Genomic DNA, 23,760 nt, shown 5'->3' on the forward strand with positions numbered 1-23,760 from the left:
CGACCTCCCCGCCGCCGCTCCGGAAGGCTCGACCGTTCCGGAAGGAAGGACCACCTGTGCTCGACCTCGCCCCCGTCCTGCTCTCCGCGGGCGACGCGGCCGTGACGCTCCTGCCCGGGGCGGGGGGCCGGCTCGGCAGCCTGTGCCTGGGCGGTACGGAGCTGCTGCGTACCTCGCAGGACGTCGCGGATCCCAACGGTGACGTCTTCGGATACGGCTCGTTCCCGATGGCGCCGTGGGCGGGCCGGCTGGAGCGGGGGCGGTTCAACAACGGGCCGGTCCGGCACCAGCTGCCGCTCGACCTGGTGCCGCACGCCGCCCACGGCACCGCGTTGCGCGGACGCTGGCGCGTCGCGACCGCGCCCGCCGCGACGGACGAGGGCGTGAGCGCGGCCCTCGTCCACGAACTCGCGGAGCCCTGGCCCTACCCGGGCCGGGTGACCCAGCTGTTCGAGCTGACGCCGGAGCAGCTGAGGATCACGATCTCGGTGGAGGCGCTGCGGGACTCCTTCCCGGCGCAGGCGGGCTGGCACCCGTGGTTCCGCAAGCGGCTGCGCGCCGACGGACCGCAGGCCGCGCTGGACTTCGCGCCCGCCTGGCAGGAGGAGCGCGGCGCGGACTACCTGCCGACGGGCCGCCGCATCGACCCGGCCCCGGGGCCCTGGGACGACTGCTTCGCCTTCCCGGACGGGGTCGAGGCCACGCTGACCTGGGGCGACGAGCTCGCCCTGCGGATCACCAGCGACTGCCCCTGGGCGGTGGTCTTCGACCACCAGGCCGACGCCCTCTGCGTCGAACCGCAGTCGGGCCCCCCGAACGGCCTCAACACCGCCCCCCACCTGGTCACCCCGATCGAACCTCTCGAGGTCACCACGACCTGGTCGTGGCGCCGCGGCTGAGCTCCGCAGCTAAGCTGGAGCCTCATGAGCACTACGCGTGACGCGCTTCTCGAAGAGATCAAGACCAAGGCCGTCGTCCACGGCAAAGTCATCCTCTCGTCCGGCCTGGAGTCGGACTACTACGTCGACCTTCGCCGCGTGACGCTGGACGGCGTGGCCGCCCCGCTCGTCGGCCAGGTCATGCTCGACCTCACCAAGGACCTCGACTTCGACGCCGTCGGCGGGCTCACGCTCGGCGCGGACCCGGTCGCCACCGCGATGCTGCACGCCTCCGCGGCGCGCGGGCAGCGCCTGGACGCCTTCGTGGTGCGCAAGGCCCAGAAGGCGCACGGCATGCAGCGCCGGATCGAGGGCACGGACGTGAAGGGCCGCCGGGTCCTGGTCGTCGAGGACACCTCCACCACCGGCGGCTCGCCGCTCACCGCCGTCGAGGCGGTGCGTGAGGCGGGCGGCGAGGTCGTCGCCGTCGCCACCATCGTCGAGCGCAGCGCCGCGCAGGCGATCGCCGACGCGGGCCTGCCCTACCTCTTCGCCTACGAGCTGAGCGACCTCGGCCTGTAGGCGCATTCGTCGCGCGAGGGCGTCACCGCTTGCGGTGGCGTCCTCCGCGGCCCGCGGCCTGCGCGGGCGGGACCGCGGACGGTCCGTCGGCCAGCGCCGTCCCGCCGCCCTGGCCGCCCTCGCGGCGACCGCGCACCACCTCGATGATGATCGGGATCACCGAGAGCAGCACGATCAGGCCCACCGCCGGGATCAGGTACTTGTCGATCACCGGAGCCATCGACGAGCCGAACTTGTAGCCGATCAGCAGCATGGCCTCGGTCCACACCAGGCCGCCGACGGCGTTCCAGACCAGGAAGGTGCGGGCCGGCATCTCCAGGGTCCCCGCCACCGGGTTCAGGAAGGTGCGCACCACCGGCACGAAGCGGGCCATGACCACGGCCTTCGCCGGGCCGAAGCGGTTGAAGTACTGCTCCGCCTTGACCACGTGGTCCCGCTTGAACAGCTTCGAGTTCGGCCGGTCGAACATCCGCGAGCCGACCTTCACGCCCAGCAGGTGGCCCAGCTGCGCGCCCGCGATCGCGCAGATCGGCGCGCCGACGAGCAGCGTCCCGATCGACATCTGGGTGCCGAGCAGCGCCTTGCCCGCGCCGGACGCGGCGACGCCGCCGAGGATCAGCAGCGAGTCGCCGGGCAGGAAGAAGCCGATCAGCAGGCCCGTCTCGGCGAAGACGATCGCGAGCAGTCCGTACGCACCGACCTGAGCGATCAGGGCCTTCGCGTCCAGCAGGGTGCTCAGGTTGAGCGCGAGGTTCTGGGTCACCCGCGCAGAGTAGCGGTCGTGGGTGACCGCACGTTGTCCCGCCCGGCACCGCGGGAAGTCCGGAGGGGGACCTAGGTCCCCCCGTGACCTGCCGAGCGAGGGGATGAAGGGGTTGCACCGCAGTGCGAGAATGGCGCACGGTGCCCGGTCGACGAAGTCCGGCGTCAGCACCTTCACCCCATGGTTGGACGCCCACCCCGACAGGAGCGGTTCGCATGCCTATCGCAACGCCCGAGGTCTACAACGAGATGCTGGACCGGGCCAAGGCAGGCAAGTTCGCCTACCCCGCGATCAACGTCACCTCCTCGCAGACCCTGCACGCGGCCCTGCGCGGCTTCGCCGAGGCCGAGAGCGACGGCATCGTTCAGATCTCGACCGGCGGCGCCGAGTTCCTGGGCGGTCAGTACAGCAAGGACATGGTGACGGGCGCGGTGGCCCTCGCCGAGTTCGCGTACATCGTGGCCGCGAAGTACGACGTCAACATCGCCCTGCACACCGACCACTGCCCCAAGGACAAGCTGGACGGCTACGTCCGCCCGCTGCTGGCGATCTCCGCCGAGCGCGTGGCCCGCGGCGAGAACCCGCTCTTCCAGTCGCACATGTGGGACGGCTCCGCCGAGACCCTGAACGACAACCTGGCCATCGCCGAGGAGCTGCTGGCCCAGGCCCGCGCCGCCAAGATCATCCTCGAGGTCGAGATCACCCCGACCGGCGGCGAGGAGGACGGCGTCTCCCACGAGATCAACGACTCCCTCTACACCACGGTCAACGACGCGGTGCGCACCGCCGAGGCCCTGGGTCTGGGCGAGAAGGGCCGCTACCTGCTGGCCGCCTCCTTCGGCAACGTGCACGGCGTCTACAAGCCGGGCAACGTCGTCCTCAAGCCGGAGCTGCTGCGCGAGCTGCAGGACGCGATCGGCAAGCAGTACGGCAAGACCGAGCCGTTCGACTTCGTCTTCCACGGCGGCTCCGGCTCGAGCGTCGAGGAGATCGAGACCGCGCTGGAGAACGGCGTCGTCAAGATGAACCTGGACACCGACACCCAGTACGCCTTCACCCGCCCGGTCGTGGACCACATGTTCCGCAACTACGACGGCGTGCTGAAGGTCGACGGCGAGGTCGGCAAGAAGAACACCTACGACCCGCGCACCTGGGGCAAGCTGGCCGAGGCGGGCATGGCCGCCCGCGTGCTGGAGGCCGCCAAGCAGCTGCGCTCGGCGGGCAACAAGCTGAAGTAGGTCATGTATGAGGGCCCCGGAACCGCTCGGCGGTTCCGGGGCCCTCGTCTTCGTTCTGCTGACCGTCTACTGCTTCAGCTCGGTGTAGGCCTCGGGGCTGCTGTCCTTGAGGAAGGCCCAGCAGCGGGCCGCCTCGTCGGTCTCGCCGATGGAGTCGGCGGCGCGGGCCAGCGCGGCCAGGCAGCGCAGGAAGCCGCGGTTGCCCCGGTGGTCCCACGGGATCGGCCCGTGGCCCTTCCAGCCGGCACGACGCAGCTGGTCCAGGCCCCGGTGGTAGCCCGTGCGCGCGTAGGCGTACGACTCGACCACGCGACCCGCGGCGAAGGACTCGTCCGCCAGCTGGGCCCAGGCCAGGGAGAAGGTCGGGTGCGCCGCCGCGATCTGCGCGGGGGACGCGGACTGCTCGGCCATCTGCTGGTACGGCTGCTCGTCCTCGGGCAGGAGCGTCGGCTCCGGGCCACCGAGCAGGTTCTCGTGAATGGACATGGCTGCCAGTCTGCCATTGCGGCGTTTCGGGGGGCAGCGCCGTGTTCCTCGGATGTCACGGTTAGACGACAGCGGGGCCCCGGGCGGAACTCGTTCGCCCCCGGATGGCATCGTTCCGTGCAGCAAAGCATCGGTGCACGTCGCAGGGGGACGATCGTGGGCAGAGCAACCGCTCTCCTGGCCGCATTCTGTCTGTTCGCCGCAGGAGTGTGGGCCGTCGCGACGACCGCGTGGGCCGTTCCGGTGGCCGTGGCGTCCGCGCCGCCCACGACCACCGGGCCCTCGCCGACGCCCTCGGTCCCGGCCACGCCCGCGCTGTGGACCCAGAGCACCCTGCGCACCCACCTCGTCGCGGAGCTGAACCGCACCGACCCCGGCGTCGCCCTCGACGACCTGGAGCACATCACCGAGGTCCAACCGCAGGTCAGCCGGTTCTGTCACCCCGTCGCGCACGACCTCGGGCATGCGGCGCTGAAGAAGTACGGCAGCTTCAGCAAGGCTGCCGCCTTCCGCAACGACGTCTGCGGCTCCGGCTACCTGCACGGCATCGTCGAGGAGACGCTGGCCCAGAGCCCCGACCCGGTGGCCGCCGTCACCACCCTGTGCGCGCCACAGCTGGCGGCCTCGTGCATCCACGGCATCGGGCACGGCGCGATGTTCGTCTCGCATCTGGACGTGTCGAAGGCGGAGCGGCTCTGCGACCGCTTCGGGCAGACCTACCAGGTGGTGGCCTGCTCGGAGGGTGTCTTCATGCAGCTCTTCGAGCCCGACGAGGACGACCCCGCGGCCCTGGCGCAGCTCCCCGCGCAGCGCCTGGCGGCGGAGCCGCTGTACCCCTGCCCGGAGCAGCCGTCGGTCTTCCAGTCCGCCTGCTACTTCTACGCCCCGATCTACTACCTGCAGACGCACGACTACGTGAACCACCCGGCGAGCTTCGTCCAGGCGCTGAGCTGGTGTCTGAACGCGCCCACCGCGGGCGGACAGCAGTCCTGCACCCGGGGGACGGGCTCGCGGCTGATGAAGTACAACATCGACCGGCCCGGGTGGACGGCCGCCCAGTGCGAGGCGGCGCCGCAGCCGTGGCAGCGACCGGCCTGTGTGGGCGGCATGGTCAGCTACTGGAACGTCAACTTCCACGACAAGTCCGCCCGGACGAAGCTCTGCCCGCAGCTCGACGGCGCGGCGGCGGTCGCGTGCCGGTCCGCCTCCGGTGGCAGCACTTCGGCGGACTGAGCGCCGTTCACCGCCTGACGAACACGAACCCTGGACGACCTCGACCATGACGATGACGCTCCCCACCGACTCCCTGCGCCGCCAGGCGCTGCTGCCGCTGCGACTCTTTCTCGGCGTGACCTTCTGCTACGCCGGTCTGGTCAAGCTGGGCGACCCGCACTACCTGGCCGGGGCCGGGGATCCCGCCTCGTACCTGTCCCAGCTCCAGGCCGCGCTCGCCCAGCACAGCCCCGCCGCGCCGCTGCTGCGCCTGGCCCGCCACGCTCCGACGGTGACCGGCACCGCTCTCGCCTTCGGCGAGCTCGCGGTCGGCCTGGGCACCCTCCTCGGGCTCTTCGGCCGGATGGCGGCGGCCGGCGGTGCGGTGCTCAGCCTGACCCTCTTTCTGACGGTCAGTTGGCGGACGTATCCGTACTTCCTCGGCAACGACCTGGCGTATCTCGCGGCCTGGACCCCGCTGCTCCTCGCCGGGACGCCCTCGCTCTCGCTCGACGCCTGGCTGGGGGCCCGCCGTTCGGGCCGGCTCGCGAGCGGCGAGAGCAGGCGGCGCGCGGTGCTCGAGACCGGGACCGCCGTCCTCGCCGTGGTCGGCGGCGGGCTGCTCGCGGGGGCGCTGACCGCACGGTCCCGGGGGCCGGTGACGGGCGCCGCCGCACCGACGGGCGGGCAGCCGGGCGGGCCAGGGGGTGGGCCGTCGGGCGGTCCCTCGGGAGGCGGGACGGCCACGGGTGTGAGCGTCGCGGTCTCGAAGGTCCCGGTCGGCGGCGCGGTGCAGCTCAGCGCGCCCGGCAGCGGCGATCCGATCTTCGTGGTCCAGCCGAAGCCGGGTACCTTCTGCGCCTTCTCCGGCGCGTGCACGCACGCCGGATGCACGGTCCTGCCACCGAAGGACGGTGCCTTCGTCTGCCCCTGCCACGACTCCGCGTTCGACGCCGCGACCGGTGCGGTCCTGCGCGGCCCGGCCACGCAGGCGCTGCCGCGCCATGCCGTCACGCGGTCCGGCACGGACCTCCGGGTCGCCGGGAAGCCGGAGTAGGGCCGGAGCGGGAAGCGGAGTAAGACCGGGAGCGGGACGCCGGGGTGGGGCCGGGAGCCGCGGCGACTACGGCCGGTGCGGCACCCGCAGGGACCAGGCGGCCGGTTCCACCGTCCAGGTGCGCTCGCGGACCGGCGCGCTCAGGGTGTGGTCCGCCTCGTAGGTGAAGAGCGAGCCGCCCACCGTGACCCGGCGGGCCTGGACCGGGACGCAGGCGTCGATGCGCAGCTCCGCCGCGCCGTCGTGGCTGCGGAGCGCCAGTGCGCGCAGCGGGTGCGAGGGATCGGCCAGCACCTGTCCGTCCGCCTCCACCCGGAGTTGTTGCGGTGCGGGGAGCGGCCGTGACAGCGCCCGGACGACCAGTCCGGCGAGATCTGTCCACCAGGTGGACGGAGCTCTGTTCGCCCTGGGCGAACGCTGCGCGGGGATGCGGACGCCGCCGAGAACCACCCCGCCACCGTCGTCGACGAGCAGATCGAGCGGGCGGTCCGCGCCGCGGACGACGGCGCGCGCGGCCTGGACGGGGCGCACCTCCGCGCCGAGCGCGCGGGCCAGTTCGGTGCGCGGTCCGCGGCCGACCGGGATCACCGCGACGGGGGCTTCGTCCAGTGTGGCCTGCTGATGCAGAAGTTGAACCACCTGTTGCAGATAGCGGTCGTCGCCGATAACAACCGGTCGCCTGCGGCCGCGCCGGGCCAGCAGTCGATCAAGATCGGACAGGTTCTCCGGCACCGCCGTCTTCATCGTCAGGGCAGCGCCGAGCACGTCCTTGGCGACCCGTACCGACTCGCCGTCCAGGGCCAGCGCCGCAGGGGAGACCAGGACCAACACGGGCTCGCCCGCCGAACGCTCAGCCGACACCGTGGTCCTTCCTCGGGTAATCTCTCGGTGTAAGAGCCCCTTGCGCTTTTGCGCCAGGGGCTTGGTCTATCCGGGGCCAGTGCGGCGGCCTTCCGCCGTGAGTTTTGCCCCGCCCGAAAGGGGTGTACGCCTGTGCCCGCACTCGTGCTGGTCGGTGCTCAGTGGGGAGACGAGGGCAAGGGGAAGGCGACAGACCTTCTCGGCGGCTCGGTCGACTACGTGGTCCGCTATCAGGGCGGCAACAACGCCGGTCACACGGTGGTCGTAGGCGACCAGAAGTACGCGCTGCACCTGCTCCCCTCCGGCATTCTCAGCCCGAACTGCGTCCCGGTGATCGGCAACGGTGTGGTCATCGACCCGGCCGTGCTCCTCTCCGAGCTGGCCGGCCTGCAGGACCGCGGTGTGGACACGTCCAAGCTGCTCATCTCGGGCAACGCGCACCTGATCACCCCCTACCACCGGACCCTGGACAAGGTGTCCGAGCGGTTCCTGGGCAAGCGGAAGATCGGCACCACCGGCCGCGGCATCGGCCCGTCCTACGCCGACAAGATCAACCGCATCGGCATCCGGGTCCAGGACCTGTTCGACGAGAGCATCCTGCGGCAGAAGGTCGACGCGGCGCTCAACGACAAGAACCAGATCCTGGTCAAGCTCTACAACCGCCGGGCCATGCCGGCCGAACTGGTCGTCGAGGAGTACCTCGGCTACGCCGAGAAGCTGCGCCCGTTCGTCGCCGACACCGCGCTGCTGCTCAATCAGGCGCTGGAGGACGGCAAGGTCGTGCTGATGGAGGGCGGCCAGGGCACCCTGCTCGACGTCGACCACGGCACCTATCCGTTCGTGACCTCGTCCAACCCGACCTCCGGCGGTGCCTGCACCGGCACCGGCATCGGTCCCACCAGGATCGACCGTGTGATCGGCATCCTCAAGGCCTACACCACCCGCGTCGGCTCCGGCCCGTTCCCGACCGAGCTGTTCGACGAGGACGGCGAGGCGCTGCGCCGCATCGGCGGCGAGCGCGGCGTGACCACCGGCCGCGACCGCCGCTGCGGCTGGTTCGACGCCCCGATCGCCCGCTACGCGACCCGGATCAACGGCCTGACCGACGTCTTCCTCACCAAGCTGGACGTGCTGACCGGCTGGGAGGAGATCCCCGTCTGCGTCGCGTACGAGATCGACGGCAAGCGCGTCGAAGAGGTGCCGTTCTCGCAGACCGACTTCCACCACGCGAAGCCGATCTACGAGAAGCTGCCCGGCTGGTCCGAGGACATCACCAAGGCGCAGACCTTCGACGACCTGCCGAAGAACGCGCAGGACTACGTGAAGGCGCTGGAGGAGCTCTCCCGCTGCCGCATCTCCGCCATCGGCGTCGGCCCCGGCCGGACCGAGACGATCCAGGTGCACTCGCTGCTGTAGCAGCTTCTTCCGAACTGGCCCCCGCCCTTCCGGACGGGGGCTTTTTCGCGCCCGGAGACATTGTACTAATGCAGATATTCATTGCTTCTAGTGCAAAGTGCGGCTATGTTTCGAACATGACCTCGAAGACCCCGCTTCCTGTCGTGCTCACCGGACGCCACGTCCGGCTGGAGCCGCTCACCCTCGACCACGTGCCCGCGCTGTGGGAGGCGCTGGAGCCCGACGCGTCGGAGGTCTTCCGCTGGATCCGCCCGGCGCCCCGCAGCGCCGAGGAGCTGGCCGAGTACGCCGACGTCCTGCTGCACGGCCCGAAGCGGTTCGTGGCCTTCGCCGTCGTCGACCTGGCGACGGGGCGGCCCGTGGGCTGGACCACCTTTCTGGACATCCAGGAGCAGGACGAGCGCCTGGAGATCGGCTGGACCTGGTACGCCCGCTCCCACTGGCGCACCGCCGCCAACACCGAGGCCAAGCTGCTGCTGCTCACCCACGCCTTCGAGGAGCTCGGCTACGGCCGGGTGCAGTGGAAGACGGACATCAACAACGAGCGCTCGCAGGCCGCCATCGCCCGTCTCGGCGCGCAGCGCGAGGGCGTGCTCCGCCGCCAGGTGCAGCGTGGTGACGGCAGTTGGCGCGACAGCGTCTACTTCGGCATGAACATCGACGAGTGGCCGGAGGCCAAGCAGCGGCTGGCCGACCGACTGGCGCAGGGCTGAAAGGGCATCATCATGAGCGACATCGTCATCTCCGCCCCGACGGAAGCCGACTACCCCCGCTGGCGGGAGCTCTTCACCGGCTATGCCGAGTTCTACCACGTGGAACTGACGGAGGAGCGGTTCGCGGAATCCTGGGCCTGGATCCACGACGAGAACCACCCGGTCGAGTGCCTGCTCGCGCGTGACGCTGACGGAAGGGCCATCGGGCTGGCCCACATCAGCCCGGACCACTCGCCGCTGCGTGGCACCCGCGGTTTCCTGCACGATCTCTTCGTCGACCCCGGGCACCGCGGCGGCGGCACGGTCGACGCGATCCTCGCCGAGCTCCGCCGGCTCGGCCGCGTGCGTGGCTGGTACCAGATCCGCTGGAACACGGCGGACGACAACTACCGCGCTCGCTCCGCCTACGACCGCAACGGCGAGAAGACGGAGTTCCTGCTCTACGTCATGCCGTGCTGAGCTCGGCTGACAAGCTGTCGCCCTGCCCTCGGATCGCCAGACAAGCTGTCCGTTCCGGGGGCGACAGGCGGAAAATACGCTGGCGCGCATGACGATCTCCCCAAACCCGGCACTCGGCCAGGCGGTCAAGGCTGCCGACCGTGCCCACGTCTTCCACTCGTGGTCCGCGCAGTCCCTGATCGACCCCCTCGCCGTGGCCGGGGCCGAGGGGTCGTACTTCTGGGACTTCGAGGGCAAGCGCTACCTCGACTTCTCCTCGCAGCTGGTGAACACCAACATCGGCCACCAGCACCCCAAGGTCGTCGCCGCGATCCAGGAGCAGGCCGCCAAGCTCTGCACCTTCGCGCCGGCCTTCGCCATCGAGTCCCGCTCCGAGGCGGCCCGCCTGATCGCGGAGCGCACCCCGGGCGACCTCGACAAGATCTTCTTCACCAACGGCGGCGCCGAGGCCAACGAGAACGCCATCCGCATGGCGCGGCTGCACACCGGCCGCCAGAAGGTGCTCTCCACCTACCGCTCGTACCACGGCGCCACGGCCAACGCGATCGCGCTGACCGGCGACCCGCGTCGCTGGCCGAACGAGACCGGCGTCTCCGGCGTCGTGCACTTCTGGGGCCCGTACCCGTACCGCTCCAACTTCCACGCCGAGAACGAGGCGCAGGAGTGCGAGCGCGCGCTGGCGCACCTGGAGGACACGATCGCGTTCGAGGGTCCGCAGACCGTCGCCGCCATCATCCTGGAGACCGTCGTCGGCACCGCCGGCATCCTGATCCCGCCGACCGGCTACCTCGCGGGCGTCCGCGAGATCTGCGACCGCTACGGGATCGTCTTCATCCTGGACGAGGTCATGGCCGGTTTCGGCCGCACCGGCGAGTGGTTCGCCGCCGACCACTGGGGCGTCACCCCGGACCTGCTGACCTTCGCCAAGGGCGTCAACTCCGGCTACGTCCCGCTGGGCGGCGTCGCGATCAGCGGCGAGATCGCCGCGACCTTCGCCGAGCGCCCCTTCCCGGGCGGCCTGACCTACTCGGGCCACCCGCTGGCCTGCGCCTCCGCCGTGGCGACGATCAACGCCATGGCCGAGGAGGGCATCGTCGAGAACGCCAAGCACGTCGGCGAGACCGTGATCGGCCCCGAGCTGCGCGCGATGGCCGAGCGGCACCCGTCCATCGGCGAGGTCCGCGGCCTCGGTGTCTTCTGGGCCGTCGAGCTGGTGAAGAACCGCGAGACGCGCGAGCCGCTCACCCCCTACAACGCGGCCGGCGCCGCCAACGCGCCGATGGCCGAGCTGGCGGCGGAGTGCAAGAAGCGTGGCCTGTGGCCGTTCACCAACATGAACCGCTTCCACGTCGTGCCGCCGTGCAACGTCACCGAGGCCGAGGCCAAGGAGGGCCTGGCCGTCCTCGACGAGGTGCTGACCCTCACCGACCGGCACACCGCCTGAGGTCCCGCCAGAGGCCTTCGGCCGTGACCGGCCCGTGATTTGGTCTATACCTTATCGGCCCCGCGCCCCCACCGAACGGGGGGTGCGGGGCCTTACCATTGGGGGGCCCTGACCGGCAGTATGCGGAGGAACACGCACAGGTCGGGACGGATCACGACCAACCCAGACGACCACGACCACGACCACGACCACGATGCGACGGACCGGAGCGGAGGAAAGCGCCATGCCGTTCGGCCTCGGCTCCACCGGCCGCCGATCCACCGGGTCCCCGGTCGTCCAGCGCAGCTCCCTGCGGGAACAGGTCGCCGGCGCGATGCGGGACGAGCTGATGGCGGGCCGCCTCGCCGCCGGCCGCCACTTCACCGTCAAGGAGATCGCCGAGCTCTACGGCGTCTCCGCGACCCCGGTCCGCGAGGCGCTGGTCGACCTCGCCGCCCAGGGCATGCTCGTCGTCGAGCCCGGTCGCGGCTTCGCCGTGCCGCGCTTCACCTGGGACGACTTCGTCGACATCGTCGAGGCCCGCTCGCTGGTCATCGACGGCATCTTCCGCCGCCTCTCCGGCCGCCTCTCCGCGCTCGACCCGGCGGCCCTGGCCTCCCTGCGCCGCCGCGCCGACGCCGCGGTCAGCGCCGCCCGCGCGGGCCGGCTGGACGTGCTCGTCGGCTGCGACCGCCGCTTCTGGGCCGAGCTCGGCGCGTTCGCCGGCAACCGCCGCATCGCCGACTACCTGGACTGGCTCCGGGTCCAGTACTGGATCTTCGCCGCGGGCTACCTGCGCGGCCGCGAGGACGTGGCGGACTTCTGCTGGTCCCGCCACCTGGAGCTGGTCGACCTCATCGAGACCGGTGACCAGTCCGGCGTCCACGCCATGCTCCTCGGCTACAACCAGGAGTCCCTGCGGCAGATGTCCGCCCTGTGCGGACGCCCGCTCCCGACCGAGCTCTCGCAGGTCCCGGGCCAGCGTGAACCCGACCCGCTGCCTGGGACGACCCAGTAGGGTGGACCACCCGGAGCACCACCGCACCCACCCCTGGACTGGAGAGAGTCTTGGCTTGTGACATCTGGCTCGTCCCCCTGGTCGACCTGCTGGTGCTCAGCCCGGACAACCCCTTCGCCGAGGACCTGGCGATCTACAACGCCTCACTGAACGCGGCGGGTCTGCCGCAGCTCCCGGTCTTCCCGTACATGCCCGGCCTCAGTGGTGACGTGGAGCCGGTCGCGGCCTTCGACTACGACTCGCTGCACTTCCTGCGCCGCGCCTACCTGCTGCAGCTGACCGGCCTGGACGTCACGCCGGTCGACGAGCTCGGCGGCGACTACGAGCAGCTGCTGGAGATGTTCGAGGCCACCGCCGAGCAGAGCCACCTGGTCTGGCACTTCGACCATGCCGGCGCGTACGTCCCGCTGGACTTCGAGCTGCCCGTCGTCGACGACGCGCTGCTGGCCACCGGCGGCCCGCTGGGCTCGGTCCAGCGCCTGCTCAAGGAGCTGGAGGCGGTGGCCCCGCACATCGGGATCGACTACCAGCTGCCCCCGGTCCCGGTCCGCCCGGTCGCCCCGACCACCCTGGAGGGCCCGGCCTACCCGCCGCCGGGCCACGAGGGCCCGTACGCCCGCGAGCGCCACGCCTGGATCGGCCTCTACGCCGCCGCGACCCGCGCGCTCGCCCAGGGCTCGATGATCGTCTTCGCCTGACCGGGCGCCCGCCCGAGCGAACGTCGAGGGGCGCGGTGAGTCTCCCCGCGCCCCTCATCGCCTCGAGCCGGTCTCAGTAGAGCGCCGAGAAGCTGTTCCAGCCCCCACTGATCCGGCTCCGACCGGCGAAGCCGCCCCGGCCGTCGCCGCGGTACAGCCAGAGCACACCCGACGGGTCGCGGGCGACGAAGTCGTTGCGTCCGTCCCCGTTGAGGTCGCCGACCCCGACCAGGGCGTTGTAGATCCAGTACCCCGAGCCCAGGAACGTCCGGGCGCCGAAGCCGCCGTGGCCGTTGCCGAGATAGCGCCAGAGGTAGCCCTTGCCGTCCACGGCCAGCAGATCGCCCACGCCGTCGCCGTTCAGGTCACCGACGCCGACGATCTTCGTGTAGGCGTTCCACCCGCCCCCGAGCCGCACCCGCGAGGCGAAGCCGCCGTGGCCGTTCCCGGCGTAGAACCAGAGCACGCCGGAGTTGTCGCGAGCGACGAGGTCGTCGTGGCCGTCGTGGTTCAGGTCACCGACGGAGACCAGCTGGTTGTAGATGGTCCAGCCGCGACCGATGGTGATCGGCCTGGCCGCGGCCGGGTTGTTGACGTTCGGCAGGCCGGAGAAGTAGCCGAGCGTGCCGTTGCTCATCCGCACCAGCAGGTCGTTCTGGCCGTCGCCGTTCAGGTCGCCGAACGGGATCAGCGCGTTGACGGTCCCGTAGTTCGCGGCGAGGCGGGAAGAGATGGCCATGCCCTGGGTGAACAGGCCGCCCTTGCCGTCGCCCTCGTAGACCAGGCTGTCCCCGGCGGCGTTCTGCCGGGTGTCCGCGCCGACCCGGGCGAAGAGACTCGGCTGCCCGTCGTCGTTGAAGGAGTGGAACGTCTGCACGCCCTGCTGGACCAGCACCGACGCGGTGGCCCCGACGACCGGTGTCGCCGGCGCGGTCGGGTCGTCCGCCGGGGTGGCCCACAGCTGCAGGGTGTACCAGCCGTCCAGGGGCTTCGCGCCGGAGTCGGTGTACCCGTTCCACGTCGTCTCGTAAAGAGCCGGCGTCGGTCCACCGGTCAGCACGCGTACCTGCTGACCGGTGCCGGCGCGCCGGATGACGAGGTGCCAGGACGCCACCGGACGGCTCAGCATGCCGCCGATCTGCAGGTTCGCTCCGGGCTCGGTCACCTGCATCGACGTGCCCACGCCGCCGCTGACCGCCGAGGCGGGCACGCCCGGGGTCAGCACGTGGACGACATTGGCCGAGTCCGCGTAAGCGACGTCGCCGCTGGTGCGGTCGACGGTCCAGGTCAGGTGCCGGTCGTCGCCGCTCGGACCGCTCGCCGGGAAGGTGGCCAGGGTGGTCGTCGCCCCGACGCTGTCGGTGTGCAGGTCCGTCAGCTGCAGCCGGCCTGACGCGGCGTCGTGCCGCACCACGTAGCCGTCGCCGAGCAGCACCGGGCCCGCCGGGACGGAGATCCCGGCGTTGGTGCTCAGGTCGTAGACACCGGCCGGTCCGGCGCTGCCGCAGCTCCAGTAGAGCCAGTGCTGCGCCACCTGGATCTCGCTCGGTGCGCAGGACGCACCGGTGTTGACGGTCCGCTTCAGCGGCGTCGCGTAGAACTGGCTCTCCAGACCGAAAGCCTGGATCCTGCCCGGCCCGGCCGTGCGCCACAGGGTGCCCTGCCACAGCGCCGCACCGGCGACCGGCACCGTCTGCGAGCTGACCATGTTCTGCCCGGGGTCCCAGATGTACTGCGTGCCACCGGAGTTCACGATCTCGAACTCGGCGTCCGCGTCGACGATGGTGGCGCCCGCGCCGAAGCCGTGCTGCAGGCCGCCCGCGTTGGCGACGCCCGCAGGTGTCACCGACGAATACCCGTAGAAGCTGCCGTCGACGATGCGCACACAGCTCGCGTCCACTGCGCACGGGCCGGGAGCGGTGGCCAGGAAGCCGTTCTGGGCGGGGCCGGTGCCGAAGGTGGAACTGTCGGCGGACTTCGCGGCCAGCGGCGTGGTGCTCAGGTCGAACCTGGTGGTGCCGCCCAACTGGGGCACGCTCAGGACCTGGCGAACCTGGCCGTAGTCCATGCTCAGCGTCGCGGTCGTCGCGGACGGGGGCGGCAGCGTCCGTAGGGCGGCGGTGGCCAACGTGCCGTCGGCCGCGTCGGAGAAGCGCTGCACCGCCTGGCTCGTTCCCGTGCCGCCCACGGTGAGAATCCCCGCCGGTCCCGGGATCAGGGAGTCGAACTGCAACCCGGAGGTCACCGCCGGATCGATCCGGGTCGGCGCGCCTCCACCCACCAGCGGCACCGAATAGAGCTCCACCGGTGCGCCGTAGGTGGTGGTGTTGGTGAACAGCAGCTGCCCGCCGGCGATCCCGCCGGCCACGTTGGTGCCGGGCAGAGTGAAGCTCGTCGTCGTCGCGGTGGTCGCCGTCCCCGCGAGGATGTCGGAGACCTTCAGCGACGTCAGGGTGTTCGTCGTGCTGCCGTTGACGAAGCTGTACAGGTAGCCGTTCGAGAGCCGGCCGCCCCCCGGGAACGCCGCCGGCACCTCCACGGCCTTGCCGGTGCCGAGATCGACCAGGAAGGAGCGGGCCGGGCCGGTGGTGCCGGGCTTGGGAGCGGCCGTGATCGCGGCGATCGAGCCGGAGCTCGCGTCCAGGGACGGCGCGGTGAACGTGTACGAGGACGCGTCGGGCAGCCCCGAGAGCGTGAGTTCGGAGGTCGTGCCGTCCGCGTTCAGCTGGAGCAGATGCGGCCCGTCGGTCTCGTGGGCCAGCAGGCGAGTGCCGTTGACCCCGACGACACCGAAGACACCGGTCGGCAGCGAGTAGGTGGTCCAGCTGTCGCCGGCCGGATCCCCGACGGTCAGCTTGACCGTGGTCGTCCCGGCGGCCGTGGGAGTCCAGTAGGCGAACATGTCGCCGCCGGCGGCCTCGGGCCGGTAGTACGGGCGGGAGTTGAAGGTCACCCCGTCCAGCTGCGCCACGTGCGTGTCGGCACCGCTGGCGTAGTCCGTCCAGGTGTAGCCCGGCAATCCCTGCTCCTGGTGCAGGAAGCCCGTCGCGCCGGTGCCCCAGACGGTGTCCGCGCGGTAGGCGCCCACCGCGGGAGCCGGAAGCGTCGCCACCTCCTGCGGGGTACCCGACGCCGTCGCCCCCGCCGCCTGCGCCGTGCCCGGGAGGCCCGCTATCGCGGCCGCCACCACAAGCGGCGCCAGGGCACCCGCCATCCTTCGTCTTGCTGACATGAACCGCCCCCAGCTCAAAGCTTGAGAAGATCAAGAAGAATCGTCGGCTCCGGGCGCGACCGGGCGGTGATCCACTCTGCTCTCCCAGGTCGCGCTCGCGCGGAGCGGACGGAGCCTAGCAATCGGTACGGGGCGATCAACAGAGCACCCCCGGAGGAGAACAGCCAGGTCCGGGGGTGTGTCTGGGTTTGGGCGCGAATGGGCGTCACGCGCTCGGCGCGCTCAGCGCAGCGGGGACTCCGGCGGGCGCTGGCGCGGCATGGTCGGGCGGTTGCCGATCGAGGGCAGCACGCGGACCTGCGCGCTCGTGCCGCCCTCGGCGCGCCCGCCCCACACGCCCGCGGCCTGCGTGGGCAGCTGGCTCATGGAGGCGCGGAACTCCAGCATCCACTCCGAGGTCTCCGTGCGGACCATGTCCGAGACGTCCTCGCAGAAGCGCCGCAGCACGCCCAGGCAGCGCTCGGCGGCCTCGCTCGCGGTGCCCTCGGTGGGGCCCAGCACCTCGCGGACGCACTCCGAGGCCCAGTCGAACTGGAACGCCTCCAGCCGGCGCTGCAGCGCCTGCGCAGTGGAGACGTCCCGCATCCAGCCGGAGGTCAGGCCGAAGACGCGGTCGGCCAACAGGCAGCAGCCGGCGAGCAGCAGCAGCACGTAGCCCCAGTCATGGCCGGCCTTCCAGACGCCGGTCAGGGCGACCAGCGGGAGCACTGCGCCGCCGATACCGAGCAGGGCGGAGAGCACCCGCAGGAACCGGGCGCCGCGGCGCTTCCAGCGGCGGTCCCGGTGGTACCAGTCGATCGCCTCGAGGGCGCGCTCCTCGGACCAGCGGTAGAGCTCCTCCAGCCGCTCGGCCGGCTCGCCCCAGTCGCCCAGCGGGAACTGCCGCACGCTCAGATCGCGCCCGGGCTGCGACTTTCGGGGCGCGGGCACGGCCGGAGCGGCTGGGGCTGACGTGTCCTCAGCCCCGGGCTCCTTGCCCCAGGGGGTCTCCTCGGGCTGCATCTCCGGCTGGCTCACCGTGGAACTCCCTGTCCTTCGGCCGGTCCTTCGGCCTCGCTGGCTTCCAAGAGCTACTTCTTACCGCCAAATGGCTGACCGTGGTGGCGGTTCGAGTCGGATTGTTGTGCGAAAAAGTGAGGGTTTCGCAAGTGGGCGGCCTTGTCCGGCCCGCTGCGCTCGATTCAAATCTCACCCCTAAGAGTGGGTGCTTTCGGGGAGCCGATCTGACCCGTGGTCGAATCGTTGCCAAATGTGGCATTCGCCGTGACTGAGGCGGTCCGGCCGGTGGTCCCCGCAAGCCGTCGTTCGGGGCAGGCACTAGGCTCTAGACCCGTGAAGGTCCTTGTCATCGGCGGCGGCGCCCGCGAACACGCCCTGTGCCGAGCGCTCTCGCTCGATCCTGAAGTCACCTCCCTGCACTGCGCGCCCGGCAACGCCGGCATCGCGTCGGTCGCCCAGGTCCACCCGGTCGACCAGCTCGACGGCCGCGCCGTGGCCGACCTCGCGGTCGAGCTCGGCGCGGAGTTCGTCGTCGTCGGCCCGGAGGCCCCGCTGGTGGCCGGCGTCGCCGACGCCGTGCGCGAGCGCGCCATCCCCGTCTTCGGCCCCGGCATCGAGGCCGCGCAGCTGGAGGGGAGCAAGGCGTTCGCCAAGGACATCATGGCCGCGGCCGGCGTCCCCACCGCGCGCTCCTACGTCTGCACCACCCCCGAGGAGGTCGCCGAGGCGCTGGACGCCTTCGGCCCGCCGTACGTCGTCAAGGACGACGGCCTCGCCGCCGGCAAGGGCGTCGTGGTGACGGACGACCTCCAGGCCGCGATCGACCACGCCGCGGGCTGCGAGCGCGTCGTCATCGAGGAGTACCTCGACGGCCCCGAGGTCTCCCTCTTCGCGGTCACCGACGGCACGACGGTGGTGCCGCTGCAGCCCGCGCAGGACTTCAAGCGCGTCGGCGACGACGACGCCGGCCCGAACACCGGCGGCATGGGCGCGTACTCGCCGCTGCCCTGGGCCGACCCGAAGCTGGTCGAGGAGGTCCTCGACACCGTCCTCCAGCCCACCGTCGACGAGCTGCGGCGTCGCGGCACGCCCTTCTCCGGCCTGCTGTACGCCGGCCTCGCGATCACCTCGCGCGGCATGCGCGTGATCGAGTTCAACGCGCGGTTCGGCGACCCGGAGACCCAGGTGGTCCTGGCCCGGCTGAAGACCCCCCTGTGCGGTCTCCTCTACGCCGCGGCGACCGGCCACCTCGCCGACTTCCCCGAGCTGCGCTGGCGCGACGGCGCGGCGGTCACCGTCGTCGTCGCCTCCGAGGGCTATCCGGCCGCGCCGGTCTCCGGCGACCCGATCCTCGGCCTCGCCGAGGCCGAGTCCGAGGACGGCACCGCCTACGTCCTGCACGCGGGCACCCGTCTCGCCGACGACGGCAGCACCGTCCTCTCGGCCGGCGGCCGCGTCCTCTCCGTCACCGCCACCGGCACCGACCTCACCCAGGCCCGCGCCCGCGCGTACGACGCGGTCTCCAAGATCACCCTCCGCGGCAGCCACCACCGCTCCGACATCGCCCTCAAGGCGGCCCAGGGGGCGTAGCCCCCAGGGGCGCGAGGGACTGCGCGACCAGCCACCCAAGCAGGCAGCGGCCCGAATGTGCGGGGCCATCCGCTCGAGTGGTTTCTCGCGCAGTTCCTCGCGCCCCTTGCGTGTTGCAAGTGTCCGTCCTGCGGAAAGCGCGCCGCCCCGCGCGGAGCAATGGGTACGACCCAAGCAGATTCACTGCCGTTCCGCAGCGTTTGCCGTACCCGCACATTCCTTCGGGTGATGGCGGGGACATCCGGCTGACGGATCCCGGCCTTCGGCCGTATCGTGCCCAGGACCGGCGCGCTCACCTGGGAGTGCGTGCGCGCTGGGCAGGTGCACCGCCCTGCCGAGGGGGAAGCTGCGGTCCACGGGGAATCACCGATCCGAGTGGTTCCGGGCCCAGGCAGGAACACCCGGCCGGTCTGGTGCGTCCGACTGGGCAGGGGCGAAAGCGGCAGGGGGTGAACCGATCCATGCGAGGAGACACGGCCGACGACGCGGTCGCGGACGCGGCCGGCGCTCGCGCCGGAGCGATCCTGAGGTTGCGCGGGCTCGCGCTCGCCGCGGCCGCCGTGCCGGCGGCCGTCGCCTCGGTGCTCTGGGCGGGGCGGCTCACGGGGCATCTCGGCGCGGCCGGTGCGCCGGACGCGGTGGCGTGGGACGCGGCCCGCTGGGCGGTCACCGCCCTCGCGCTGCTGACGTTCGGCTGGGCGGCCGCGTTCGCCGCGGCCCTGCGGCGCGCGCGCCCGCACCGGACGCCGAACGTGCCGCTCGCCGAGCAGGACGCGCCGGAGCTCTACCGGCTGGTGCGGGATCTCGCGGGGCGGATGGAGGTGCCGCCGCCCGGTGCCATCGCGCTGACACCCGACTGTGACAGCTGGCTGGAGGACGAGACCGCGCCCGGCGGGAGCGAACCCGCGCCGCCCACCCTCGTCGTCGGCTCGCCGTTCATGTGGTGGATGCGCGTGGCCGAGCTGCGCGCGCTGCTCGCGCCCGTCGCGGCCGGGGCCGCCTGCGCGATGGATCCGGAGATCTCCGCGGCCCGGCGGTTCACCCACGGGCTCGACGCCGTCCTCGCCACGCACCAGGGGCGGCGCGGCGCCTGGGCCTCCATACCCGCGCGCTCGCTGCTGCGCCGCTCGCGCGGCCACGCGGCGGAGATGGAGCGCGCCGTCGCCGTCTGGGCGTCCGAGCGCGCACGGCAGGTCGACTACGGGCAGCGGATCGTCGCGCAGGAGCAGGTCGGCCTCGCCTACGCGGGGTGGGACCGGCTGCTGACCAGGGTCGCCCTGCCGGCCTGGCGGCTCGGCCGGACGCCGGGCCGGCTCAACGCCGGGGTGGTCTCCGCGCTGACCGAGCTGTCCCGGCGCGACCGCCTGGCGGCCGAGGGCTTCGAGACGCGGCTCGGCGAGCGCCCGGCCTGCGATCTGCTGGAGGAGCCCGGTCGGATCGACGAGGCCGCCTCGCGGCTGGCCGCCCGTCTCTTCTACGCGGGCCCGCCCGTCGCGCCCGCACCCGTCGTGGCCGCGCCCGGCGGCGCCGATCCGGCGCTGGACTGGGCCGCCTACCCGGACGAGGTCGTGGTGGGGCAGTGGCGGCACCAGTCCGCCGCGCTGCTCGCGGTGCTGCGGCTGTCGCCGGAGGTCGCGCCTCTCACCGCACTCGGCACGGCCCTGCGGACACTGCGCGAGCCGGGCGCCCGGCTGGGTGCGGAGACGCTCGCGGCCCGGCTGGAGGCGCAGCGCGGGGTGTCCGTCGCCCGCACCGGGCGGGACGCGCTCAGCGACGGCCTGTACGCACTGGTCTGCCGCGCGGCCGTCGCCTCGGGGCGGGCCGAGCCGGGGCTGGACTGGCTGGACGGCCCGGTACTGCTGGTGGACGGCGTCCGGCGCACGGACCTGGGGGCGCCGATCGCGCTCGCGGTCGAGCACGGGGACGAGGAGCCGCTGCGCGCCTGGCTGGAGGAGCTCGGCATCGCCGTCGACCCGTTCGACCGCCCCGTGCGGCTGCGCTGAGACCACCGTGCCGGTGGTGCGCGGAGCTGCCGCAGCACCCCCGGGTGGTGACGGAGTGTCAACGGCCGAACCGACCCCTGCTGCGACGACGTGGCTGAGCTTACGATGGTGATGCACGTCCGGTGAGATCCCGGACGCGCACCGTAACGGAACTCCGGACGGAAGTTCGGGTGACGGTTCGTCAGTCGGCGCGTCCCAGGAGGGGGGTCGGGGGCATTGGGTGCGGAGCAGACCCGCCGGTGGGAGTCCGGCGCGCTCGCACACGGGGTGACCGATCCGTTCGGGCAGGGGCCGCTGCCGTGGCTGCGCGGCACCGACCAGTACTTCGACGACACCGGCCTGGTGGTGCCCTGGTACGTCGACCCGGCCCTGCTGCCCGGCGCCCGGCGCTCCTTGGAGCAGGACCCGCGGCCGGCGCTCGGCCGGCCGCACACCTCGGACGACGTGGGCGGCCAGATCAAGGGCTTCGCCGCGGGCGCCACCGACCTCGGCGGCTCGCTGGACCTGCGGGTCAGCGTGAACCCGCCGCAGGAGTTCACCGTCGACGTCTACCGGATCGGCCACTACGGCGGGGCCGGCGCCCGGCACGTCGCCGCGAGCCCGCTCGTCTCCGGCCTGGTCCAGCAGGCGCCGTTGGTCGCCGGGCGGACCGTCTCCTGCCACCACTGGTGGATGTCCTGGCGGCTGCAGATCCCCACCCACTGGACGCCAGGCGCGCACGTCGCCGTGCTGACCACCGCCGACCACCAGCACCGCAGCCACATCCCGTTCACCGTCCGCGCGGTCCCGCCCGCCTCCCGCCACCACCCATCCGACGAGGCGCCTCGCGCCGCCCCTCTCGATGCCGACCTGCTGCTGCTCCTGCCGGACGTCACCTGGCAGGCCTACAACCTCTTCCCCGAGGACGGCCACACCGGCGCCAGCCTCTACCACGCCTGGAACGAGAAGGGTGAGCTCTTCGGCGAGGAGGAGGCGGCCACCACCGTCTCCTTCGACCGCCCCTACGCGGGCGCCGGGCTGCCCCTGCACATCGGCCACGCCTACGACTTCATCCGCTGGGCCGAGCGCTACGGCTACGACATCGCCTACGCCAACGCCACCGACCTGCACGCCGGCCGGATCGACCCGACCCGCTACCGCGGCATCGTCTTCCCCGGCCACGACGAGTACTGGTCCGCGCCGATGCGCCGGGCCGTGGAGCGGGCCAGGGACGGCGGCACCTCGCTGGTCTTCCTCTCCGCCAACACCATGTACTGGCAGGTTCAGCTGCACCCCGGCCCTGACGGCCAGCCCGACCGGCTGCTCACCTGCACCAAGCGGCAGGCCGACACCCCGCCCAGCGTGCTCTGGCGCGAGCTCGGCGAGCCGGAGCAGCAGGTGCTGGGCATCCAGTACTCGGGTCGGGTGCCCGAGGCGGTGCCGATGGTCGTCCACAACACCGACCACTGGCTGTGGGAGGGCACGGGTCTGCGCGACGGCGACGCGGTCCCGGGGCTGGTGGCGGGGGAGTCGGACCGCTACTACCCGCGCGTTCCGCTGCCGGAGTCGACCGAGCGCGTGCTGCTCGCGCACTCGCCCTACCGGGACGCCAAGGGCGCCCCGCGGCACCAGGAGACCTCGCTGTACCGCGCACCGAGCGGCGCCTACGTGTTCGCCAGCGGCACCTTCGCCTGGTCGCCCGCGCTGGACCGACCGGGGCACACCGACGAGCGCGTTCAGCGCGCCACGGCGAACCTGCTGGATCGTATCTGCAAGGTGCACTGAATCCGCCCGGGCGGCCTCATGAAAGACTCGGTGCGGCCATCCACCATCCCCAGCCTTCGGCCGGGGTCCCGCCAGACAGCCACGTCGCGAAGTCCGAGGGAAACGCCTTGAGCGGATTTGTCGAGAAGCCCCAGCCGGTGCAGGTGCCCGGTCTGATCCATCTGCACACCGGAAAGGTCCGCGATCTCTATCGTGACGAAGCCGGTCAGCTGGTGATGGTCGCCAGTGACCGCACGTCCGCCTTCGACTGGGTGCTGCCGACGGACATCCCGGACAAGGGCAAGGTGCTCACCCAGCTGTCGTTGTGGTGGTTCGAGCGGCTTTCGGACCTGGTGCCCAACCACGTGGTCTCCACCGAGCTCCCGGCCGGCGCCCCCGCCGACTGGGAGGGCCGCACGCTCATCTGCCGCAACCTGCGGATGCTGCCCGTCGAGTGCGTCGCCCGCGGTTACCTGACCGGCTCCGGCCTGCTGGAGTACGACGAGCAGCGCACGGTCTGCGGGATCACTCTCCCCGAGGGCCTGGTCGACGGCTCGGAGCTGCCCGCCCCGATCTTCACCCCCGCGCTGAAGGCCGAGGTCGGCGAGCACGACGAGAACGTCCCCTACGAGGAGGTCGCCCGTCGCGTCGGCGCGGACATCGCGGCCCAGCTGCGGCAGACGACCATCGCGGTCTACTCCCGCGCCCGCGACATCGCCCTCGACCGGGGGATCATCCTGGCGGACACGAAGTTCGAGTTCGGCCTGGACGCGGACGGCGAGTCCCTCGTGATCGGCGACGAGGTGCTGACCCCGGACTCCTCCCGCTTCTGGCCTGCGGACGAGTGGGAGCCGGGCCGGTCGCAGCCGTCCTACGACAAGCAGATCATCCGCGACTGGCTGAAGTCCGCCGAGTCCGGCTGGGACCCGAAGTCGGAGACGCCGCCGCCGGCCCTGCCCGACGCGATCGTCGACCGCGTCCGGGCCCGCTACATCGAGGCGTACGAGCGCCTCACCGGGCTGGCCTGGGTCTGACGCGGTGAGGGGGTGCGAGGGCTCTGCCTCGCACCCCCTCGGGGACGTACGGAAAACGAAGAAGAGCACCTCATCCGAGGTGCTCTTCTTCGATGGAGCGGACGACGAGATTCGAACTCGCGACCCTCACCTTGGCAAGGTGATGCTCTACCAACTGAGCCACGTCCGCACGATATGGGAGATATGAGATTGAGAGCGGACGACGAGATTCGAACTCGCGACCCTCACCTTGGCAAGGTGATGCTCTACCAACTGAGCCACGTCCGCAGTACCCCGGGACCCTTGGGCCTCGGTGTGACGTCCACTCTACCCCATCGCCAGGAGTGGTCTCGCCACCCTTTTGTCGAGGTCGAGC

General features: G+C 71.9%; 20 protein-coding genes, 2 tRNA genes and 1 pseudogene. 16 read left to right on the top strand and 7 right to left on the bottom strand.

Annotated elements, in window-relative coordinates:
• Nucleotides 1-56: 56 nt before the first annotated feature.
• Nucleotides 57-899, top strand: coding sequence for an aldose epimerase family protein (locus tag DN069_RS21125; RefSeq protein WP_111503114.1), 843 nt, complete (start codon nt 57-59; stop codon nt 897-899).
• A gap of 24 nt (nt 900-923) precedes the next feature.
• On the top strand, nt 924-1,460 hold the full coding sequence (gene pyrE, locus DN069_RS21130; protein ID WP_111503116.1) for an orotate phosphoribosyltransferase: 537 nt from the start codon (nt 924-926) through the stop codon (nt 1,458-1,460).
• Between the two features lie 22 nt (nt 1,461-1,482).
• Here pyrE and DN069_RS21135 read toward each other — a convergent pair whose 3' ends face one another.
• A complete protein-coding gene (locus DN069_RS21135; protein ID WP_111503118.1) occupies nt 1,483-2,223 on the bottom strand; it encodes a DedA family protein in 741 nt (246 codons plus the stop codon).
• A 215-nt stretch (nt 2,224-2,438) separates the two neighbouring features.
• On the opposite strand from DN069_RS21135, the gene fbaA reads away from it, so the two are divergent.
• Nucleotides 2,439-3,461, top strand: a complete 1,023-nt coding sequence (fbaA, locus tag DN069_RS21140) for a class II fructose-bisphosphate aldolase (RefSeq protein WP_111503120.1) — start codon at nt 2,439-2,441, stop codon at nt 3,459-3,461.
• A 66-nt stretch (nt 3,462-3,527) separates the two neighbouring features.
• Here the strand turns inward: fbaA and DN069_RS21145 are convergent, their stop codons facing one another.
• On the bottom strand, nt 3,528-3,947 hold the full coding sequence (locus DN069_RS21145) for a DUF3151 domain-containing protein (protein ID WP_111503122.1): 420 nt from the start codon (nt 3,945-3,947) through the stop codon (nt 3,528-3,530).
• A gap of 156 nt (nt 3,948-4,103) precedes the next feature.
• Between DN069_RS21145 and DN069_RS21150 the strand changes: the two genes are divergently transcribed.
• The 3 genes and pseudogenes from DN069_RS21150 to DN069_RS42890 all read left to right on the top strand — a co-directional run bounded on the left by DN069_RS21150 (nt 4,104) and on the right by DN069_RS42890 (nt 6,216).
• Nucleotides 4,104-5,180: a hypothetical protein gene (locus tag DN069_RS21150; RefSeq protein ID WP_133259995.1), complete on the top strand. Its 1,077-nt coding sequence runs from the start codon at nt 4,104-4,106 to the stop codon at nt 5,178-5,180.
• Between the two features lie 46 nt (nt 5,181-5,226).
• Nucleotides 5,227-5,703, top strand: a pseudogene (locus DN069_RS42885) (DoxX family membrane protein); the annotation flags it as partial.
• A 246-nt stretch (nt 5,704-5,949) separates the two neighbouring features.
• Nucleotides 5,950-6,216, top strand: coding sequence for a Rieske (2Fe-2S) protein (locus DN069_RS42890; RefSeq protein WP_279387919.1), 267 nt, complete (start codon nt 5,950-5,952; stop codon nt 6,214-6,216).
• Between the two features lie 66 nt (nt 6,217-6,282).
• On the opposite strand, the gene DN069_RS21160 is transcribed toward DN069_RS42890, so the two are convergent.
• Nucleotides 6,283-7,077 (bottom strand): diacylglycerol kinase family protein, encoded by a 795-nt coding sequence (locus tag DN069_RS21160; RefSeq protein ID WP_243639517.1) that lies wholly within the window; start codon nt 7,075-7,077, stop codon nt 6,283-6,285.
• Between the two features lie 132 nt (nt 7,078-7,209).
• Between DN069_RS21160 and DN069_RS21165 the strand changes: the two genes are divergently transcribed.
• The 6 genes from DN069_RS21165 (at nt 7,210) to DN069_RS21190 (ending at nt 12,804) form a co-directional block, all read left to right on the top strand.
• The gene (locus DN069_RS21165) at nt 7,210-8,493 is read left to right on the top strand and encodes an adenylosuccinate synthase (RefSeq protein WP_111503128.1); all 1,284 of its coding nucleotides are present in this window, start codon (nt 7,210-7,212) and stop codon (nt 8,491-8,493) included.
• A gap of 116 nt (nt 8,494-8,609) precedes the next feature.
• Nucleotides 8,610-9,206, top strand: a complete 597-nt coding sequence (locus DN069_RS21170) for a GNAT family N-acetyltransferase (RefSeq protein ID WP_111503130.1) — start codon at nt 8,610-8,612, stop codon at nt 9,204-9,206.
• Nucleotides 9,207-9,218: 12 nt separating this feature from the next.
• The gene (locus tag DN069_RS21175) at nt 9,219-9,665 is read left to right on the top strand and encodes a GNAT family N-acetyltransferase (RefSeq protein ID WP_111503132.1); all 447 of its coding nucleotides are present in this window, start codon (nt 9,219-9,221) and stop codon (nt 9,663-9,665) included.
• A gap of 88 nt (nt 9,666-9,753) precedes the next feature.
• Complete coding sequence (locus tag DN069_RS21180) at nt 9,754-11,109, top strand: aspartate aminotransferase family protein (protein ID WP_111503134.1); 1,356 nt, start codon at nt 9,754-9,756, stop codon at nt 11,107-11,109.
• Nucleotides 11,110-11,332: 223 nt separating this feature from the next.
• Nucleotides 11,333-12,106 carry a GntR family transcriptional regulator gene (locus DN069_RS21185; protein WP_111503136.1) on the top strand — a complete coding sequence of 258 codons (774 nt, stop codon included), beginning with the start codon at nt 11,333-11,335 and terminating at the stop codon, nt 12,104-12,106.
• 50 nt (nt 12,107-12,156) lie between these two features.
• Nucleotides 12,157-12,804, top strand: coding sequence for a hypothetical protein (locus DN069_RS21190; RefSeq protein ID WP_111503138.1), 648 nt, complete (start codon nt 12,157-12,159; stop codon nt 12,802-12,804).
• Nucleotides 12,805-12,877: 73 nt separating this feature from the next.
• On the opposite strand, the gene DN069_RS21195 is transcribed toward DN069_RS21190, so the two are convergent.
• Both DN069_RS21195 and DN069_RS21200 read right to left on the bottom strand, forming a co-directional pair.
• Nucleotides 12,878-16,018, bottom strand: a complete 3,141-nt coding sequence (locus DN069_RS21195) for an FG-GAP-like repeat-containing protein (protein WP_133259996.1) — start codon at nt 16,016-16,018, stop codon at nt 12,878-12,880.
• 240 nt (nt 16,019-16,258) lie between these two features.
• Nucleotides 16,259-17,053 carry an SLATT domain-containing protein gene (locus DN069_RS21200; RefSeq protein WP_243639519.1) on the bottom strand — a complete coding sequence of 265 codons (795 nt, stop codon included), beginning with the start codon at nt 17,051-17,053 and terminating at the stop codon, nt 16,259-16,261.
• 315 nt (nt 17,054-17,368) lie between these two features.
• On the opposite strand from DN069_RS21200, the gene purD reads away from it, so the two are divergent.
• The 4 genes from purD (at nt 17,369) to DN069_RS21220 (ending at nt 23,405) form a co-directional block, all read left to right on the top strand.
• The gene (gene purD / locus DN069_RS21205; protein WP_111503142.1) at nt 17,369-18,625 is read left to right on the top strand and encodes a phosphoribosylamine--glycine ligase; all 1,257 of its coding nucleotides are present in this window, start codon (nt 17,369-17,371) and stop codon (nt 18,623-18,625) included.
• A 461-nt stretch (nt 18,626-19,086) separates the two neighbouring features.
• A complete protein-coding gene (locus tag DN069_RS21210; RefSeq protein ID WP_111503144.1) occupies nt 19,087-20,628 on the top strand; it encodes a M48 family metalloprotease in 1,542 nt (513 codons plus the stop codon).
• A gap of 216 nt (nt 20,629-20,844) precedes the next feature.
• On the top strand, nt 20,845-22,392 hold the full coding sequence (locus tag DN069_RS21215; RefSeq protein ID WP_111503145.1) for a N,N-dimethylformamidase beta subunit family domain-containing protein: 1,548 nt from the start codon (nt 20,845-20,847) through the stop codon (nt 22,390-22,392).
• Nucleotides 22,393-22,499: 107 nt separating this feature from the next.
• Complete coding sequence (locus tag DN069_RS21220) at nt 22,500-23,405, top strand: phosphoribosylaminoimidazolesuccinocarboxamide synthase (RefSeq protein ID WP_111503146.1); 906 nt, start codon at nt 22,500-22,502, stop codon at nt 23,403-23,405.
• A gap of 93 nt (nt 23,406-23,498) precedes the next feature.
• Here DN069_RS21220 and DN069_RS21225 read toward each other — a convergent pair.
• Nucleotides 23,499-23,574: transfer RNA gene (locus DN069_RS21225), tRNA-Gly, on the bottom strand.
• A 25-nt stretch (nt 23,575-23,599) separates the two neighbouring features.
• A tRNA-Gly gene (locus DN069_RS21230) sits at nt 23,600-23,672 on the bottom strand.
• Nucleotides 23,673-23,760 lie beyond the last annotated feature (88 nt).

The organism is Streptacidiphilus pinicola (assembly GCF_003258295.1).
Lineage (GTDB): Bacteria > Actinomycetota > Actinomycetes > Streptomycetales > Streptomycetaceae > Streptacidiphilus > Streptacidiphilus pinicola.

Bases quoted from the DNA above. Each gene is read 5' to 3' on its own strand.
- pyrE (WP_111503116.1), top strand. From the start codon at position 924: ATGAGCACTACGCGTGACGCGCTTCTCGAAGAGATCAAGACCAAGGCC.
- fbaA (WP_111503120.1), top strand. From the start codon at position 2,439: ATGCCTATCGCAACGCCCGAGGTCTACAACGAGATGCTGGACCGGGCC.
- DN069_RS21145 (WP_111503122.1), bottom strand. From the start codon at position 3,947: ATGTCCATTCACGAGAACCTGCTCGGTGGCCCGGAGCCGACGCTCCTG.
- DN069_RS21170 (WP_111503130.1), top strand. From the start codon at position 8,610: ATGACCTCGAAGACCCCGCTTCCTGTCGTGCTCACCGGACGCCACGTC.
- DN069_RS21175 (WP_111503132.1), top strand. From the start codon at position 9,219: ATGAGCGACATCGTCATCTCCGCCCCGACGGAAGCCGACTACCCCCGC.
- DN069_RS21180 (WP_111503134.1), top strand. From the start codon at position 9,754: ATGACGATCTCCCCAAACCCGGCACTCGGCCAGGCGGTCAAGGCTGCC.
- DN069_RS21185 (WP_111503136.1), top strand. From the start codon at position 11,333: ATGCCGTTCGGCCTCGGCTCCACCGGCCGCCGATCCACCGGGTCCCCG.
- DN069_RS21195 (WP_133259996.1), bottom strand. From the start codon at position 16,018: ATGGCGGGTGCCCTGGCGCCGCTTGTGGTGGCGGCCGCGATAGCGGGC.
- DN069_RS21210 (WP_111503144.1), top strand. From the start codon at position 19,087: ATGCGAGGAGACACGGCCGACGACGCGGTCGCGGACGCGGCCGGCGCT.